12 protein-coding genes are annotated in these 16,990 nt (G+C 68.9%); 6 read left to right on the forward strand and 6 right to left on the reverse strand.

Translation table 11 applies throughout. From position 1 onward, the window contains the following. Positions 1 to 4: 4 nt before the first annotated feature. The gene (locus NE2_RS27800) at positions 5 to 2,704 is read right to left on the reverse strand and encodes a bifunctional acetate--CoA ligase family protein/GNAT family N-acetyltransferase (RefSeq protein WP_063030843.1); all 2,700 of its coding nucleotides are present in this window, start codon (positions 2,702 to 2,704) and stop codon (positions 5 to 7) included. Further along, positions 2,697 to 3,929, reverse strand: coding sequence for an acetoin utilization protein AcuC (locus NE2_RS27805; RefSeq protein ID WP_063030845.1), 1,233 nt, complete (start codon positions 3,927 to 3,929; stop codon positions 2,697 to 2,699). Before NE2_RS27805 ends, NE2_RS27800 begins: the two co-directional genes overlap by 8 nt. A gap of 251 nt (positions 3,930 to 4,180) precedes the next feature. On the opposite strand from NE2_RS27805, the gene NE2_RS27810 reads away from it, so the two are divergent. Together NE2_RS27810 and galE are read left to right on the forward strand one after the other, a co-directional pair. Further along, on the forward strand, positions 4,181 to 4,867 hold the full coding sequence (locus NE2_RS27810; protein WP_062962317.1) for an iron-dependent transcriptional repressor DtxR: 687 nt from the start codon (positions 4,181 to 4,183) through the stop codon (positions 4,865 to 4,867). A 3-nt stretch (positions 4,868 to 4,870) separates the two neighbouring features. Beyond that, on the forward strand, positions 4,871 to 5,851 hold the full coding sequence (gene galE, locus NE2_RS27815; RefSeq protein ID WP_063030847.1) for a UDP-glucose 4-epimerase GalE: 981 nt from the start codon (positions 4,871 to 4,873) through the stop codon (positions 5,849 to 5,851). A gap of 35 nt (positions 5,852 to 5,886) precedes the next feature. Here the strand turns inward: galE and NE2_RS35250 are convergent, their stop codons facing one another. Then, a complete protein-coding gene (locus NE2_RS35250; protein ID WP_063030849.1) occupies positions 5,887 to 7,458 on the reverse strand; it encodes a DUF4192 domain-containing protein in 1,572 nt (523 codons plus the stop codon). A 692-nt stretch (positions 7,459 to 8,150) separates the two neighbouring features. Next, the gene (locus tag NE2_RS27825; protein ID WP_063030851.1) at positions 8,151 to 8,864 is read right to left on the reverse strand and encodes a DUF5642 family protein; all 714 of its coding nucleotides are present in this window, start codon (positions 8,862 to 8,864) and stop codon (positions 8,151 to 8,153) included. 320 nt (positions 8,865 to 9,184) lie between these two features. On the opposite strand from NE2_RS27825, the gene NE2_RS27830 reads away from it, so the two are divergent. The 4 genes from NE2_RS27830 (at position 9,185) to speD (ending at position 15,291) form a co-directional block, all read left to right on the forward strand. Next, positions 9,185 to 10,117, forward strand: a complete 933-nt coding sequence (locus NE2_RS27830) for a proteasome assembly chaperone family protein (protein WP_063030853.1) — start codon at positions 9,185 to 9,187, stop codon at positions 10,115 to 10,117. Between the two features lie 90 nt (positions 10,118 to 10,207). Further along, positions 10,208 to 12,715, forward strand: coding sequence for a DEAD/DEAH box helicase (locus tag NE2_RS27835; RefSeq protein ID WP_063030855.1), 2,508 nt, complete (start codon positions 10,208 to 10,210; stop codon positions 12,713 to 12,715). A 234-nt stretch (positions 12,716 to 12,949) separates the two neighbouring features. Further along, positions 12,950 to 14,065 carry a type III PLP-dependent enzyme gene (locus tag NE2_RS27840; protein WP_106958650.1) on the forward strand — a complete coding sequence of 372 codons (1,116 nt, stop codon included), beginning with the start codon at positions 12,950 to 12,952 and terminating at the stop codon, positions 14,063 to 14,065. Positions 14,066 to 14,073: 8 nt separating this feature from the next. After that, positions 14,074 to 15,291: an adenosylmethionine decarboxylase gene (gene speD, locus NE2_RS27845; protein ID WP_063030859.1), complete on the forward strand. Its 1,218-nt coding sequence runs from the start codon at positions 14,074 to 14,076 to the stop codon at positions 15,289 to 15,291. A gap of 149 nt (positions 15,292 to 15,440) precedes the next feature. Here speD and NE2_RS27850 read toward each other — a convergent pair whose 3' ends face one another. Then, a complete protein-coding gene (locus NE2_RS27850; RefSeq protein WP_063030861.1) occupies positions 15,441 to 15,893 on the reverse strand; it encodes a gamma-glutamylcyclotransferase family protein in 453 nt (150 codons plus the stop codon). Positions 15,894 to 16,137: 244 nt separating this feature from the next. Next, positions 16,138 to 16,932 carry an MBL fold metallo-hydrolase gene (locus NE2_RS27855; protein ID WP_063030863.1) on the reverse strand — a complete coding sequence of 265 codons (795 nt, stop codon included), beginning with the start codon at positions 16,930 to 16,932 and terminating at the stop codon, positions 16,138 to 16,140. Positions 16,933 to 16,990: the final 58 nt, after the last annotated feature.

The raw sequence follows: 16,990 nt of genomic DNA on the forward strand, positions 1-16,990 counted from the left end.
CGACTCACACCAGGCGGCGCGGCCCGTTGTCGAAGCGGCTCGGCTCCGGCCCGATCCGCACCCGCGCGTACAGGATCGCGGCGCCCTCCGGTGAGGCCAGCACCGGTTCCACCGACAATTCCCGCACCTCCGGCAGATCGTCGCACAGCGCCGAAATGCGTTGTGCCAGTGCGGCCAACGCCTTCTTGTCCACCGGTTCGCCGATCGTGCGGCCCGATCCGGCCTGCCCGTCGAGCAGCGGGGCGGCGCGCGGCGCGTCGATCAGTTCCACCGCCTCGGCCTCGGTCAGCGGCAGGGCCCGGTAGGCGCGGTCGCCGAGCAGGTCGATGATGGTTCCCGAGAGGCCGAATCCGATGACGGATCCGAACGAGGGATCGTCCTGGACCCGCAGCACACACCCGACCCCCTTGGTAGCCATCTTCTGGATGTGGACGACCGCGTTGCCGGTCAGCTCCGCCAGATCGGTATAAGCACGCCGGACCGCGGTGTCGCGCCACAGATCGAGGCGGACACCGGTGAAATCGGGTCGGCTACGCCACATTTCGCCGGTGGCCTTGGCGGCGACGGGATATCCCAGCTCTGCGGCCGCCGCGACCGCGGCCTCGGGATCGTGGGCTTCCCGGAATTCCACCACGCGAATGCCGTAGCAGGCGAGCAGTTCCGCGGCCTCCAGGTCGCCGAGCCACTCCCCGTCGGGACTGCGAGACATCCACTGCTCCACCAGCTCTCGCGCCCGCACGACCTCGAGACCGTCCGGCCGCACCACCAGGGAGGCCGGACGCGTCCGCCACGCCGCGTACCGCCGCACCCGAGCCAGCGCCCGCGCCGCGCGTTCCGGATCCGGGTAGGACGGAATGGAACCGCGGTCGACGATGCCGCCCGCACCGCGCACGGTGAGCAGGTTCGGCATTCCATGATCGGCGACGAACGTGGTGAGCACGGGTTTGACCGCATCCTGCGCGCCGGCCCGGATCGCCTCGGCGAAGGCGGTGACCGCCGCCGGTACCGGCGGCGCGAAGATGACGATGACGGCGTCGACCTCGGCGGAATCCATCGCACTCGCGACGGCGGTCAGGTAGTCGGCGGGTTCGGCCTGCGGCCCCAGATCGGTCGGCTCCCCCACCTCCAGTCCCTCCCCGCGCGCCGCGTCCACCGCCAACCAGCCCAGAGCCGCGCTGTTGCCGATCACCGCGAGCCGCGGACCCTCCGGCAGCGGCTGATACGCCAGCAGCATGGCACAGTCGAACAGTTCGGCGATCGTATCGACCTGCACGATTCCGGCCTGAGCGAACAGATCGCGTTCCACCGACCGTTCCAGACCGCTGACCGGCACGTTCGCGGCGTTGCGGCCGCTACTTACCGCCACCACCGGCTTGGTGCGGGCCACCCGTCGCGCGATGCGGGAGAACTTGCGCGGATTGCCGAACGTTTCCAGATACAGCAGTACGACGTCGGTGTCGGGATCGGTGTCCCAGTACTGCAGCAGGTCGTTGCCGGATACATCGGCGCGATTGCCCGCCGAGACGAAAGTCGACAGGCCGAGCTTGCGCGCGGCCGCCTCCCCCAGGATGGCCGCACCCAGCGGCCCGGACTGGCAGAAGAATCCGACTCGGCCGCGGCCCGGCAGGACCGGCGCCAGCGTCGCGTTCAGCGAGACCGCCGGATCGGTGTTGGCGATACCGAGCGCACTCGGGCCCACCACCCGCATGCCGTGACCGCGCGCGGCGTCGACCAGATCGCGTTCGGCGTGATAGCCGGCCGGCCCGGTTTCGGAGAATCCGGCGGTCAGCACGACCAGGCCTTTGACCCCCTTGGCCATACAGTCGTCGAGGACGGATTTGATCTCCTCGGCCGGTACCGCGACGACCGCCAGATCCAGTTCGTCGGGGATGTCGTGCACGGTCGGGTAGGCGCGCACACCGCGGACGGAGGTCCGGTTCGGATTCACCGGGTACACCGGGCCCTGGAACACGCCGGACAGCAGATTCGCCAGCACCGCCCCGCCGACCCGGCTCGCCGCCGGGGTGGCGCCGATGACCGCGATCGACCGTGGGGCCAGCAGATTGCCGACACTGCGCGCCTCCGAGGCCCGCTCCCGCGAATCCCGCACCGACAGCAGCGCTTCGGTGGGGTCGATGGCGAATTCGAGGTGCAACACCGACCCGTCGCGACTGCGCTGCACCTGGTATCCGGCCTCCCGGAAAACCGTGACCATGGTGTGGTTCTCGGCGAGCACCTCGGCGACGAAGGTCTCGATGTCGTTCTCGGCGGCCGCACCGGCCAGATGCTCGAGCAGAATCGACCCCAGCCCGCGGCCCTGATGCTCGTCGGCGACGACGAACGCCACCTCCGCCGCACGAGGGCCTTCGCGATCGGTCAGCAGTTCGTAGCGGCCGACCGCGATGATCACCGACCCCAGCTCGACGACCAGCCCCACCCGATTGTGGTAGTCCACGTGGGTGGTGCGGTACAGATCCTTCGGTGTCATCCGCGGATAGGGGCCGAAATAACGCAGATAGCGGGTGCGATCGGACAGCGCCGCGTGGAAGGCCTGCATCGGCTCCGCATCGGCGGGAGTGATCGGGCGCAGCCGGACCACACCGCCGTCGGCGGCGAGCACGTCGGCGAACCAATGCTGCGGAGGCGGCGGCGGATCGGCGGGAGTGTTCTCGGCGTCCGGTGTGGTGGCGGATGATTCAGTCACGGGGGTCCTCCGGGTCCAGGCCCAGCAATCCGTAGGTCGCGCGGCGGGTGGCGAGCACCGAGGTGTCGATCGCGCGCTGCACGCGGTCGATACGGGCGTCGCCGGTGTCGAGCGCACCGCCCGGCCCCTCCCACGGGGTGAAGGCGGTGTCGCCGCCGTCGCCCATCGTGACCGGCGCCGGCACGGTCGGGGCATAGGCGCGCACCAGCTCACGCCACTCCTCGGGGATGACGGTCCCCGGGTCGATCTCCCGATCCAGCGCTATCGCCAGCAGATGGGTCCACGCTCGCGGCACCACCCGGACCACCCCGTAGCCGCCGCCGCCCACGGCCAGCCAGCGCCCTTCGGCATATCGGTCCGCGAGTTCACGCATGGCGCGAAACGCCGCGCGCTGGCCGTCGACGGTGAGTTCGAGGTCGGCGAGGGGGTCTTCGCGATGGCTGTCGACTCCGCACTGACTGACCACCAGCTGCGGCCGGAACGCGGCCAGCGCTCCGGGCACCACGGCGTGAAATCCGCGCAGCCACTGCGCATCCCGGGTACCGGGCAGGACGGCGAGGTTGATCGCAGTGCCTTCGGCCGGGCCCGCGCCGATCTCCTCGGGCCAGCCCGTGTTGGGCCACAGCGTCGCCGGATGCTGATGCAGCGAAATCGTCAGCACGCGAGGGTCGCCGTAGAAGGCGCGCTGCACGCCGTCGCCGTGATGCACGTCGACGTCGACGTAGGCGATGCGGTCGAATCCGTTGTCCAGCAGCCACGAAATGGCCACCGCCACATCGTTGTAGACGCAGAACCCCGATGCCGCGTCGGGCATCGCGTGATGCATACCACCCCCGATGCTCACCGCCCGCCGGGTGCGGCCGGCCGCGATTTCCCGCGCGGCGGCAAGAGTTCCGCCGACGATCACCGAGGCCGCCTCGTGCATATGAGGGAAGACGGGATTGTCCATAGACCCCAGCCCGTGCGGGGGCGCGGCCGGCGGTGTGGTGCCCGGCGGTGCGGGAACGGCGTGACGCACCGCGTCGAGATAGGCGGCGGTGTGGATGCGCAGCAGCTCACCGTCGCCGGCCGGGCCGGGCGCGAGGGTTTCGATGCCGTCGAGCAATCCGAGACTGCGCGCGAGTGCCATCGTGAATCGGAGCCGGGCCGGTTTCATCGGGTGCTCCGGGGTCCAGGTGTAGTCCAGGAAGCGGTCGGTCCACACCACGGCGGCGTCGTCTGCCATACCGTCACGCTAGCCCAACGCGGCCCGTCGCCGTGGCGTTGCTCGCACGGGCGGGGACACGGGAAGCAGACCACCCGAGTTGTCGTTGTCATGCAGTAGAAATGCAAGACGACACCGGGCGCGCCTGTCGCCCGCGCGCATCCGGTCGCGCGCGCAGGTATCGGCGGAGTTCGTGCAGGACGTGCGAAATATGCTGAGGCCGATTGTGCAGCCGGGCGTGGGTAGAATTCGTGCCGACGAAGGGGTAACAGGTGAAGGATCTGGTCGACACCACGGAGATGTATCTCCGTACCATCTACGACCTCGAGGAGGAGGGCGTGGTGCCGTTGCGGGCGCGTATCGCCGAGCGCCTCGAGCAGAGCGGCCCGACGGTGAGTCAGACGGTCGCGCGGATGGAGCGCGACGGTCTGCTGATGGTCGCCGGCGACCGGCACCTCGAACTCACCGACAAGGGCCGTGCGATGGCCGTGGCGGTCATGCGTAAGCACCGGCTGGCCGAACGGTTGCTGGTCGACGTGATCGGGCTGGACTGGCAGAACGTACACGCCGAAGCCTGCCGCTGGGAGCACGTGATGAGCGAGGAGGTGGAACTGCGTCTGCTCGAGGTGCTCAACCACCCCACCACCTCCCCGTACGGCAACCCCATCCCCGGCCTGGACGAACTCGGCGTCAACTCCATCCATTCCGGTGAGGAGACGCTGGTCCGGCTCTCCGATCTGCCGCCCGGCCAGGTGTCGGCGGTCGTCGTGCGGCGATTGTCGGAACATATCCAGGCAGATCCGGATGTGATCGGTCAGCTGCGGGAGGCGGGAGTGGTCCCCGACGCCCGCGTGACCGTGGAGACCAAGCCGGGTGTGGTGATCATCTCGGTGCCCGGGCACGTCGGTTTCGAACTGTCCGACGAGATGGCCCACGCGGTCCAGGTCAGGCTGGCCTGACGAATGAAACTCCTGGTAACCGGCGGTGCCGGATATGTCGGCGGAGTATGCGCCCAGGTATTGGTTCAGGACGGCCACGAGGTCGTGGTGGTCGACGATCTGTCCACCGGCAACGCCGAGGGTGTGCCGGCCGGGGCGAAATTCGTCGACGGAGATATCGCGACCACCGGCGTCGAGCTGATCGAATCCGAATCCTTCGACGGCGTCCTGCATTTCGCGGCGCAGTCGCTGGTCGGTGAATCGGTGCAGCAGCCCGAGAAGTACTGGTACGGCAACGTGGTGAAGACGCTGGCGCTGCTGGAGGCGATCCGCCGCACGCAGACCCCGCGGCTGGTGTTCTCCTCGACCGCGGCGGTCTACGGTGAGCCGGAACAGGTTCCGATTCTCGAGTCCGCCCCGACCCGGCCGACCAATCCCTACGGGGCGTCGAAACTCGCGATCGACCACGCGATCACCTCGTACGCCGTCGCCCACGGTCTGGCCGCGACGAGCCTGCGGTATTTCAACGTCGCCGGCGCCTACGGCGGGCTCGGTGAGAACCGTGTGGTGGAAACCCATCTCATCCCGCTGATCCTGCAAACGGCTCTGGGGCATCGGGATTCGATTTCCGTCTTCGGCACCGACTACCCGACGCCGGACGGCACCGCGGTGCGCGACTACATCCACATTCGTGATCTCGCCCGCGCCCATGTGCTGGCGCTGGCGCAGTCGCGGCCGGGCGAACATCGCATCTTCAACCTCGGCAGCGGCACGGGTTTCTCGGTGCGCGAAGTGATCTCGGCCTGTGAGCGTGTGGTCGGCCGGCCCATCCCGGCGGTGGACGCGCCGCGGCGCGCCGGTGATCCGGCGGTGCTGATCGCCTCGAGCGCGAGGGCGATCGATGAACTCGGCTGGCAGCCCGAACACAACGATCTCGATGAAATCGTCTCCGACGCGTGGGATTTCCTCACCTCGCTCGGCGACCGCGCGCACAGCGCTCGCTGACACGCGCGGCCTCCGCGACCGTGACCGGACAGATGTCATCGCGACTCCGTGCCGGTGTGCGATTCGCCGGGTTCGGCGATGACCAGGTCGACCCCCAGTCCGGCGGCGATATCGCGACCGCTGACGGCGAGTTTGCGCACGTCACCGGGGCGCATACCGGTACGTAGCGCCGCATCCAGCAGTCGTGCGATGCGATGCGCCGGATCGGCCTGCAGTGCCGCCTCGAACGCCACACCCGCCAGCGGTCCGTCGCCGCGGGTGTAGGCGCTGTAGCCGAAAAGGGTGGCCAGTTCGGCGCGGTCGGGGCCGGTGAGGCCGCGGCAGGCACGAGACCATAGCGCTTCGGCCGCGGCGGCATGGGCACCCAGCGCCACCGCGAACAGGGAATCGCGCACCGCGGTGTCGCGCACGGCGACGGCCAGATCCGCGAGTTCGCGTGGGTCGAGTTCGTCGCCCGATTCGACGGTGCTGATCTGCCACAGCACCATGTCGAGGGCCGCGCGGCTGTAGGAGCGCGGCTCACCGGCACGCAGTGCGCGCCGGAACCGCAGCCTGGCGGCCTCCGCGGCGCTGCCGATCACCGCGTCGATCTCGACCCGCAGCGGCATGTCCTCCGCCACCGCGGCCGTGAGCTCGGTGCGCGAGCCGCGGATGGGACGGCCGTCGAGCACCTGAGCGAGCGCGACCGGCGAGGCCACTGGATCCGCTTGTGTCCCGGCACTGTCCGGATCGAGCACACTCCACCAGTCGGCGCCCGGGGTGATCTCGCCCACGGCCCATGCTTCCGCGAGGAGTACGTCCTGACTCCGCAGCGCGCCGTCGAGCACCCGCACCAAGTCGCGATGCCGGGCCGCGCGCCGCCCGGCCCGGCCCGCCCGCGGTGCCGTGGCACGATCGTCGACGATCAGCGTCACCACACCGACGGCCTGCTCCCGACCACAGATGGCGGCCAGCTGGCCGGCCAGTCGCACCCAGGCCCCGCAGCCCGCCACGTCGAGATCGTGGCGGGCCACCGCTCCGAGATAGACCGCGCCCGGGTACTTCCGCGACCGCAGCAGCAGACAGGCCACCAGCGAGCGCTGCGGTCGAAATCCCAGCAGCGCGGGCACCGCCGCGATGAACTCCGCCGGCTCGTTCATGGTCAGCGCCGTCGCCGTCCACAGCTGTTCGACGCCTTCTGCTCGCGTGTGGTGTCCCATCGCGTCTTCGACCAGGTCCCCGGACGTCCCACCGTCGCCCCGGCCGGACAAACCCGGTTCGGCCTCACTGTCGTGGCCGTTCCCGCCGGGCGGTGTCGAACCCGGTCCGGTAATAGGCGTGTCCGCCACGCTTCCCGCCGGTTCTGGCGGCATATCCCGCTGTGACGGCGACGATTTCGCCGTATCACCACCGGCGTCCACCATGCCGTCCGCGTTGTGCACAGCACCGTATTCCTCGTCACCGCTGTCACGTCCGCAGATATCCGCACGCGGCCGCAACACCTGGTCGGCCTCACACCGCCAACGCCGCTTCGGCCCCGTCGAGTCGCCGCAGCCGTCTTCGGCGCCGACGCATTCGCGCACGGCCGCGCATCGGGTGCCGGCACACGCGTCTCGCGGGGCGTCCACACGTGCGCCCCCGCGAAAAGTGGCGCAGTGCAACGGAACTGGTCCCGCCTCGGCGGTCGATCCGCCCGTCCTTCCGCCCGTCGTGCGGGTGACTCCGTCCTGCGAGCGACAGATCCGGTGGGCGCGTGGGGCGATGCGCGGCGAAGAAGGCGGCGACGCCGCGTCGCGCTCACTACCGGTAGCGGCTTCGCCCTCCGCGGCCCTCGTGCCCCTCGTGGCCCCCGAGGCATTCGTGACCTTCCGCGCATGGCCCGCGGCGGCAGAGGTGCCCTCCGGCCCGCCGTGGCCTGCCTTCCGCGCATGACCCGCGGTCGCAGAGCAGTCCTCTCGGCCCGGCACGCCCTCCCGCACCGTCGACTCGGGCAGCGGCGAGGTGCCGGGGCCGGTCACGACTCGTATCGTGTCCGCCTCCGGCGAGGCCGCGTCGGGATGAGACGCAGCACTCGAAGGCGAGGGCGTCCGCACGGCATCGGGGCGGTCGGTGCTGGGCCGGCTGGGGCCGGTGTGTGTGGTCATGGCATTCACACTGCCCGGGCGTCACCGCCGGCCCGCGTGGCTGAGCTGGGCTTATATTTCGTCTGGGGAGCCCGTCGAGACCTGGGGATCGCGCCGGCGACACGCGGTGGAACCGGGCGGGGATGTCGGTGCCTGCTGTTACGGTTGCGCCGGGGAGAGCACATCCGCCAGAGGTGTCAGCGGGTGCGGACCTTGGCGACCGCGGCCGTGAAGACCTGGTCCAGGCCGGTCGTATCCGGTGCGTCGGCACCGAAAGTCATTGCCGTGGTTTCGATTCGGATGTCACCGACCTGCGCGAGCAGTGTGCGCAGGGCCGGATCGGCGGAGCTGCCGGGCGGCGCGCCGGTCACCGTCCGGCCGAAGGCCAGAGTGTCGTCGGCATCGACCGGCGGAGGCGGCAGGAGCCGCGTGGTGATCGTGCGATCGATCGCCGCGTGCCGGGCACGCACCGTGGCGCAGCGCGAAAGCTGGTCGCCCAGACGGGACAACGGCTCGTTCGTACGGCTGAGCACGACGGTGATCGTGGCTCGCGTCCGGTCGTCGGTGCCGACCACGACGGCGATCCGGCCGGGATCGGGCGGATCGGGTGCACAGTCCGGTGGGTCGATTTGTGCCCCCGGCGGAATCGCGGTGAGGTCCGCGGCCGCCGCCGCGGCGCGATCACCGGAGGCGACGACGGTCGTATAGCCCGTCGGGAATCGGTCCTGGCCGGGCAGCATCGCCGTCAGATCACCGTCGATATGCCGGGTGACCACACTCTGGCGCATCGCGGCCGGATGCCCGGACACCGTGGAACCGCACGCGGCGAGCAGACAACTCAATGCCGCGTACCCGACGGTGCGGCCGAACCCGCGGCGCCTCCGCGAGGCCGGCGGATCCGGGACGCTCACTCCCCCACTATGGCCGATACCGCCGCCCCCGCGGATCTGCCACGCCGACCCCGCGGGAATATGGCTTGCCGATCCGGAGTTGTCTTCTCCGGTAGGACAGAGCGTGGCCTACCTCCGCCGGGTACGCTCCGCGACCGCTACTCTGCAGGGTTACATCCCCCGGTGGACCGGCGGTTTCCGTCGGATGTCACCACCCGCACGCCGACCGGTACGCGACCCCCGCGCGCGTACCCTGGACGGTGGAGAGGTGGCGAGATCCGGCACCGGGCCACCACTGAAAACGACTGAGGCGGACAGGGCTTGACCAGGGAGTTTGGCAAATGAGCAGTATGTACGAGCTGGAGTTCCCCGCTCCGCAGCTGTCCTCGGCCGACGGCGAGGGTCCGGTGCTGGTGCACGGCCTGGAAGGTTTCACCGACGCGGGTCACGCGGTACGGCTGGCAACGACCCATCTGCGCGAAAGCCTCGAATCGGAGCTCGTCGCCTCGTTCGACGTCGACGAATTGCTCGACTATCGCTCGCGGCGGCCGTTGATGACGTTCAAGACCGATCACTTCTCCGACTACGCCGATCCGGAACTGAACCTGTGGGCGCTGCGCGATACCGCCGGCACCCCCTTCCTGTTGCTGTCGGGCATCGAACCCGACTTGCGCTGGGAAAAGTTCGTGACGGCGGTTCGCCTGCTGGCCGAACAGCTAGGCGTGCGTCGCAGCATCGGCCTGAGCGCGATCCCGATGGCGATTCCGCACACCCGGCCGCTGGGTGTCACCGCACACGCCAGCGACCGCGATCTGATCGGTGAACATCAGCGCTGGCCCGGAGAACTGCAGGTTCCCGGTAGCGCGTCGTCGCTGCTGGAGTACCGCATGGGACAGCACGGCCACGAATCCATCGGATTCTCGGTGCACGTCCCGCACTATCTGGCGCAGACCGCGTACCCGGAAGCCGCGCAGACACTGCTGGAGAACGTCGCCGACAACGCCGGGCTGGAACTTCCGCTGGCCGCACTCGGCGAGGCCGCGGCCCGCGTGCGCGAACAGGTCAACGAGCACATCGCCGGAAATGCCGAGGTGGAGACGGTGGTACAGGCGCTCGAGCGCCAGTACGACAGCTTCGTCACCGCCCAAGAGCGCCGCTCCAGCCTGCTCGCCGGCGAGGCCGACCTGCCGACAGGCGAGGAACTGGGCGCGGAGTTCGAGCGCTTCCTCGCCGAGCAGACCGAATTCGGCGACGGCGACGACTCCCGGGACTGACCCACACCACATCGCCCGGCGCGCACGGTTGACGGCCGTGCCGCCGGGCGATGCGGTACCCGCGGCGGTTCGTCGGTAACGTGGACGCACGTGCAGCTGTCCGAACTGGTTCCCGACCGTGCCGTGCCCGACGTGGATGCCGACTGGCTGTACGAAACCTTCGCCGAATGGACCTCCGCCCAGGGGCTGACGCTGTATCCGGCGCAGGAAGAGGCCCTGCTAGAGCTGATGACCGGGGCGAACGTCATCCTCGCCACCCCTACCGGCTCCGGCAAATCGATGGTCGCCGTCGGCGCCCACTTCGCCGCGCTGAACCGCGGTGAGCGCAGCTACTACACCGCGCCGATCAAGGCGCTGGTCAGCGAGAAGTTCTTCGCGCTGTGCGAGGTGTTCGGCGCCGACAAGGTCGGCATGGTCACCGGCGACGCCGCGGTGAATCCGACCGCCCCCATCATCTGCGCCACCGCCGAAATCCTCGCCAATCTCGCGCTGCGGGAAGGCGCGGACGCGGATGTCGGCCAGGTGGTGATGGACGAATTCCATTTCTACGCCGATCCCGATCGCGGCTGGGCCTGGCAGGTGCCGCTGCTGGAACTGCCGCGCGCCCAATTCCTGCTGATGTCGGCCACTTTGGGTGAGGTGGACCATTTCGCCAGGGATCTGGAACGCCGCACCGGCCGCTCCACCGCCGTCGTCACCGGCTCCGAGCGCCCGGTGCCGCTGCTGTTCTCCTATGTCCGCACTCCCATCACGGAGACCCTGGAAGAGCTGGTGACCACCAGCCAGGCCCCGGTCTACGTCGTGCACTTCACCCAGGCCGCCGCACTCGAGCGCGCTCAGGCGCTGACGAGTGTGAATTTCGCGTCCAAGGCGGAAAAGGACGCGATCGCCCAGGCGCTGGGTGGTTTCCGGTTCGCGACCGGATTCGGCAAGACACTGTCGCGGCTGATCCGCCACGGCATCGGCGTCCACCATGCCGGGATGTTGCCGAAGTACCGGCGGCTGGTGGAACGGCTGGCCCAGGACGGGTTGCTGAAGGTCGTCTGCGGCACCGACACCCTCGGTGTGGGCATCAACGTGCCGATCCGCACGGTGCTGCTCACCGGATTGACGAAATTCGACGGGGTGCGCACGCGGCGTTTGAAGGCGCGCGAATTCCATCAGATCGCGGGCCGGGCCGGGCGCGCCGGATACGACACCGTCGGCACGGTGGTGGTGCAGGCACCCGAGCACGAGGTGGAGAACGCCCGGCTGGTCGCCAAGGCCGGCGACGATCCGAAGAAGCTGCGCAAAATCCAGCGGCGTAAACCGCCGGAGGGTTTCGTGTCCTGGTCGGAGGACACCTTCGACCGGCTCGTCACCGCGCAGCCGGAACCGATGGTGTCTCGTTTCCGGGTCACCAATTCGATGCTGCTCAACGTCATCGCCCGGCCTGGCAACTGTTTCGACGCGATGCGCCATCTGCTCGAGGACAATCACGAACCACGGCCTGCGCAGCGCAAACACATCCTGAAAGCGATCCGGCTCTACCGTGCGCTGCGCGATGCGGGCGTGGTCCAGCAACTCGACGAACCCGACGCCACCGGCCGCCGGGCGCGGCTCACCGTCGATCTGCAGCGCGACTTCGCTCTCGACCAGCCACTGTCGCCGTTCGCGCTGGCAGCGCTGGAGCTGCTTGACAACTCCGCTCCCAGCTACACACTGGATGTGGTGTCGATCATCGAATCCACACTGGAGGATCCGCGCCAGTTGCTGCTCGCCCAGCAGCACCGGGCGCGGGGTGCGGCGATCGCCGAGATGAAGGCCGACGGCATCGAGTACGACGAACGCATGGAGCTGATCGAGGAGATCACCTGGCCGAAACCGCTGGCCGAGCTGATCGAACCGGCCTTCGAAACCTATCGCGCCGGCCATCCGTGGGTCTCGGAATTCAGCCCCTCCCCCAAGTCCGTGGTGCGCGAAATGATCGAGCGCTCACTGACTTTCGCCGAATTGGTCTCCCAGTACGAGCTGGCGCGCTCGGAGGGCCTGGTGCTGCGCTACCTTGCCGACGCCTATCGCGCGCTGCGCCGGACCGTCCCCGAATCCGCGCGCACCGAGGAACTCGAGGACATCACCGAATGGCTCGGTGAGCTTGTCCGCCAAGTCGATTCGAGTCTGCTCGACGAATGGGAGCAACTCACCAATCCGGGCGCCGAGACCGACGACGATCAACTCGCCTTCGGCGCCGACACCGTGCGGCCGATCACCGCGAACGAACGCGCGTTCCGGGTCATGGTGCGCAACAGCATGTTTCGCCGGGTCGAGCTGGCCGCCCGGCAGCGCTGGGACGAACTCGCCGAATTCGACGACGGACCGGACTGGGCGAACGATCTGGCCGCGTACTTCGACGAATACGGCGCGATCGGCACCGGCCCGGACGCCCGCGGCCCGGCGCTGTTCGCCGTGGAGACCGAACCGGGTTTCTGGCGGGTGCGCCAGGTGCTCGACGACCCCGCCGGTGATCACGGCTGGGCGCTCGAGGCCGTCGTGGATCTGGCCGAATCCGATGCCGCCGGCGAGGTGGTCTTCGACGCGATGACGGTGCGTGCGGGATGAGCACGATCGTTCTCGACCTCCGTCGCGATCCGGCCACGACGCTCGTACGCCGCCGAAAACCCGGTGCCGACGCGCTGATCTGATCCGGCCACCGTCCCCCGGTGCGGGCCGCGCTGACCCGAGCGTGATCAAGCCGACCCTCGTTCCGGTTCGTTTCCCGTGCCCCCGCGCTGATACTCTCTCGCTCGCTGCCTGCAGCGGGAGGCTGCCCAGAAGAAAGAGAGTTCCCTTAGATTGACCGGTACAAACGCGCCCGAGTCGCCCTGTCTCGTCATCGACCTCGATCGGGTGCGCGGCAACTTCCACGCTTTCCGTGCGGCCTTCCCGTCGGCACGAATTCGCTTCGCTGTCAAAGCATCTCCGATGCCGGAGATCATCCGGCTGCTCGATTCCGAGGGCGCCGAATTCGACGTCGCCAGCATCGGCGAGATCGAGATGTGTGTGGCGCTGGGCGTCGACCCGGCAGTGCTCTGCTACGGCAATCCGATCAAGAAGGCCGCCCACATCGCCGCCGCCTACGCCGCGGGCGTGCGCCGGTTCGCCTTCGACACCGAGGACGACCTGGAGCGGATCGCCGAACTCGCGCCGGGCTCGGAGGTGGAGTGCCGGTTCCTCGCCTCCGCGCCGCAGTCACAGACCCCGTTCGGCACCAAATTCGGCTGCGCGCCCGGTGAGGCGGTGCGGCTGCTGGTGCGCGCCGGCGACCTGGGCCTGCGGGTGGCGGGCCCCTATTTCCACGTGGGTTCCCAGCAACTGGACCCGGTGGCGTGGCAGATCGGCATCGAGCAGGCCGCTGCCATCACGGAGGCGCTGGCGGTCAAGGACATCCCGGTGACGTCGGTGAATATCGGTGGGGGCCTGCCGATTTCGTACGCCGACCCGGCGCCGGAGCTGTCCGAACTGAGTGCCGTGATCGCCGCGTCGGCGACGCGGCACCTTCCCGAGCACACCGACCTGGTGGTGGAACCCGGCCGTGCCCTGGTGGGCAATGCCGGCGTGATCCACGCCGAGGTCGTGAACGTGCGCATCGCGCCGGACGGGCGGCGCTGGGTGTATCTCGACATCGGCCGCTACAACGGTATGGCCGAGACCGAGAACGAGTACATCGCCTACCGGATCGACACCGACCGCGACGGCGACCCCGCCGACGAGGCGGTGATCGCGGGCCCGACCTGCGACGGAGACGATGTACTGTATCAACGCACGCGAGTCCTTCTGCCGACCACGCTGCGAGCCGGTGATCCCGTTCGGATCCTCGATACCGGCGCTTATACGGCGAGCTATTCGTCGGTGTCCTTCAACGGTTTTCCGCCTTTGACTGTGCATGTCATCGGCGCTGAGCGAGAGTGAGTTTGCCCATGACGGCAGAATTCACCGGCTGGCACGTGCTGGCCGAGTTCGGTGGTGTCGACGTAGCCCTCTGCGACGATCTCGAACGACTCGAAACAGCGCTTCGACAATCGTTGCTCGCCGCGGGAGTGACGATCTGCGAGGTGGTGCACAAGAAGTTCGAGCCCCACGGCGTGACGGTGCTGGCGCTGCTGTCGGAATCGCACGCGTCGATCCACACCTATCCGGAATCCGGCGACATCTTCGTCGACGTGTTCACATGCGGCAGCATCGGCGCCGGCGCCACCAAGGCGGTCGAGTTGCTGCAGGAGGCGCTGCAGCCGGAATCGGTGCATATGGAGGTCGTGCAGCGCGGGCATCACGCGCGCCGGGTGCACGAGCCGGTCGGCGACGGCCTGACCCGCGTCTGGGATCTGTCGGAGGTGATCGTGGATGCGCGAACCCCGTTCCAGCACATGGTGATCGCGCGCACGGCGCAGGGCGTGTCGCTGTTCTCCGACGACGACCGGCAGTCCACCGAGTTCTCCCAGCTGACCTATCACGAGGCGATGCTGGTCCCGGCCTACGCGCTGGCGGCCAAGCTCGACAACGTGCTCATCATCGGTTCCGGTGAGGGCGTGGCCAGCCAGATGTCGGTAGCCGCGGGCGCGACCCGCGTCGACCATGTCGATATCGACCGGATGGAGGTCGAGCTGTGCGCCCGGCATCTGCCCTACGGATACACTCCCGCCGATCTGGAGGCCGCGGTCCGCGGTGACGGCGCGATCCGGATGCACTACGCCGACGGCTGGGACTTCCTGGCCGAGGCCGAAGCCGCCGGTGTGCGCTACGACGTGATCGTCATCGACCTCCCCGACGAGCGGGTCGAGGACGCCCAGCACAACCGCCTCTACGAGGAGGAATTCCTCACCCGATGTAAGGCGCTGCTGGCGGAGGGCGGCGTTCTGGCCGCTCAGGCCGGTTGCCCGACGATGTGGCGCAACGAGACGCTGAAGCGTTCGTGGCAGCGGTTCACCGATCTGTTCGCCACCGTGGTGCCCTACGGCAGCGACGAGCACGAGTGGACGTTCCTGTTCGGTGTCGCCGAGCGCATCGACGACCCGGTCACGGCGATGTGCGAGAAGCTGCCGAAGCTGCCCTACCACGCGGAGACGGTCGACGAACGCGCGCTGGTGCGCGGCGCCATCGAACCGTACGCACTGCGAGAGATCGCCGCTCGGGCATGATACGGCCGGCGATCGTGGATCGGCTTGCGTAACAATCGAATACGAGAAGGACCGCCCGGGACGACAGGCCCGGGCGGTCCTTCTCGGCAGCCGTCGTCACGAACCTGCCGCACACCTGCGTCCCGCGGTCTATGGCCGACCACCGACGCTCAGGCGCGCTCCTGCCGCCACTGAGCCGTGCGCTCGACGTAGCGGTCGAGGTGGTGGGAGACGAACACTTCGGGCAGCCAGTCGTTGCCCGTGACCGCCGACGACCAGACGAAGGTCCGCACGGGTTGCTCGTAACCGATGAGCTCGATCGGGCGCAGATCGTATTCCGGATCCTCGAAGGCTTCGATGGTCCGCCAGTCGGCCGCGGTCAGCCCGCGCAGGACCAGCCCGCCCGCCATTCGCCCGGGTTCGGCCACAAGCCCCGGGTAGAGCCGCTGCGGCAGGGCCGCGACCCGCCAGCCCCGCGCGACCGCGACATCCATCTCGGGCGTGCGGCCCAGCAGCACATCGAGCACGGGACCGAATTGCAGGGTGCCGTAGGCGAACAGGTCCGGACCGGGATCGTCGGGACGTGCGCGGCGTTGCGGCGCGGGCTTCTGCGCCGCGGTCACCGGATCACCCCTCCGGCATCTCCGGCGCCCTCCGCGCACCTATCCGTCGTTACGTCGAACCATCCGTTCCTACTCGCACACCCGTATCGCATCCCTCCACTGTGCCGAATGGCCGGGCGGCGCATCACACCGGGTAAACATGACCCACATCACACGTTACGTCGTCGCTGGTCACGGGTTGCCGAGAAGTCGCCAGACCGGGTAACCCCGCTTCCACGGGATGCGCACGGTAACTCTCGTGGCGTTATCCGACGGGTCGCACGGAATTACCGGTGACCCGGGCGAACAGATCAGGGTCGTGGGAGTTGACGATGGTGATCGCATCGCCGTGTGCGCGGCCCAGTTCCACCAGTCGCCGCCGGTTCTCCAGATAGGCCCCGCGCACAATCGAGCCCAGTTCGAACGACCACCAGAACAGCGGTGTCTTCGGCCCGGCCGGGTCGATCTCGCTCGCGACGTAGAACGCGTCACCGGCGTGCAGCAGCCAGCCCGACCCCGTGTCGACGGCGACCCCGACGTGGCCGCGCGTGTGGCCGGGCAGCGGGACGACCAGGATTTCCGGCGGCACGCCCGGCAGATCGCGCACCGCGCGGAAACCGAACCACTCGTCGGTGCCGTCGAGTTCGTTGACCATCCAGCGCGGGCCGTGCGACCACTGCGCCGCGCGGTAGCGCAGCCGCTCCGACAGCGTCCGCCCCGCGGTCGCCGCGCGGAATTCGGGCCCGTGCACGTGAATTGTGGCCTCGGGGAAATCCGCTAGTCCGGCGGAGTGGTCGAGGTCGAGGTGCGTGAGGATGATGTGGCGCACATCGGCGGGGTCGTAGCCCAGCGCCTGGATCTGCCGGATGGCGGTGTGGTGCTCGGCGGGCCGGATGCCGAGTAGAAAGCGGCCGGGGCCCACGAAGCGGCCGGGATCGCGCACACAGTCGAGCCCGAATCCGGTATCCACCAGCACCAACCCGGTCCTGGTCTCGATGAGCAGGCAGTGGTCCACCATGCCCATGGCCATGGTGCCGCAGTTGAGGTGATGAATCCGCACGCGACGAGCGTTCCAGACGCCCACCGGCCGGTCAATCGGGATGGGAGACCATGGAATT

The sequence above is a fragment of the Nocardia elegans NBRC 108235 genome (genome assembly GCF_001612845.1).
In the GTDB taxonomy this organism is placed as follows: domain Bacteria; phylum Actinomycetota; class Actinomycetes; order Mycobacteriales; family Mycobacteriaceae; genus Nocardia; species Nocardia nova.

Excerpts from the sequence above, each read along its gene's own strand:
- NE2_RS27805 (WP_063030845.1), bottom strand. The coding sequence starts at position 3,929 with ATGGCAGACGACGCCGCCGTGGTGTGGACCGACCGCTTCCTGGACTAC.
- galE (WP_063030847.1), top strand. The coding sequence starts at position 4,871 with ATGAAACTCCTGGTAACCGGCGGTGCCGGATATGTCGGCGGAGTATGC.
- NE2_RS27830 (WP_063030853.1), top strand. The coding sequence starts at position 9,185 with ATGAGCAGTATGTACGAGCTGGAGTTCCCCGCTCCGCAGCTGTCCTCG.
- speD (WP_063030859.1), top strand. The coding sequence starts at position 14,074 with ATGACGGCAGAATTCACCGGCTGGCACGTGCTGGCCGAGTTCGGTGGT.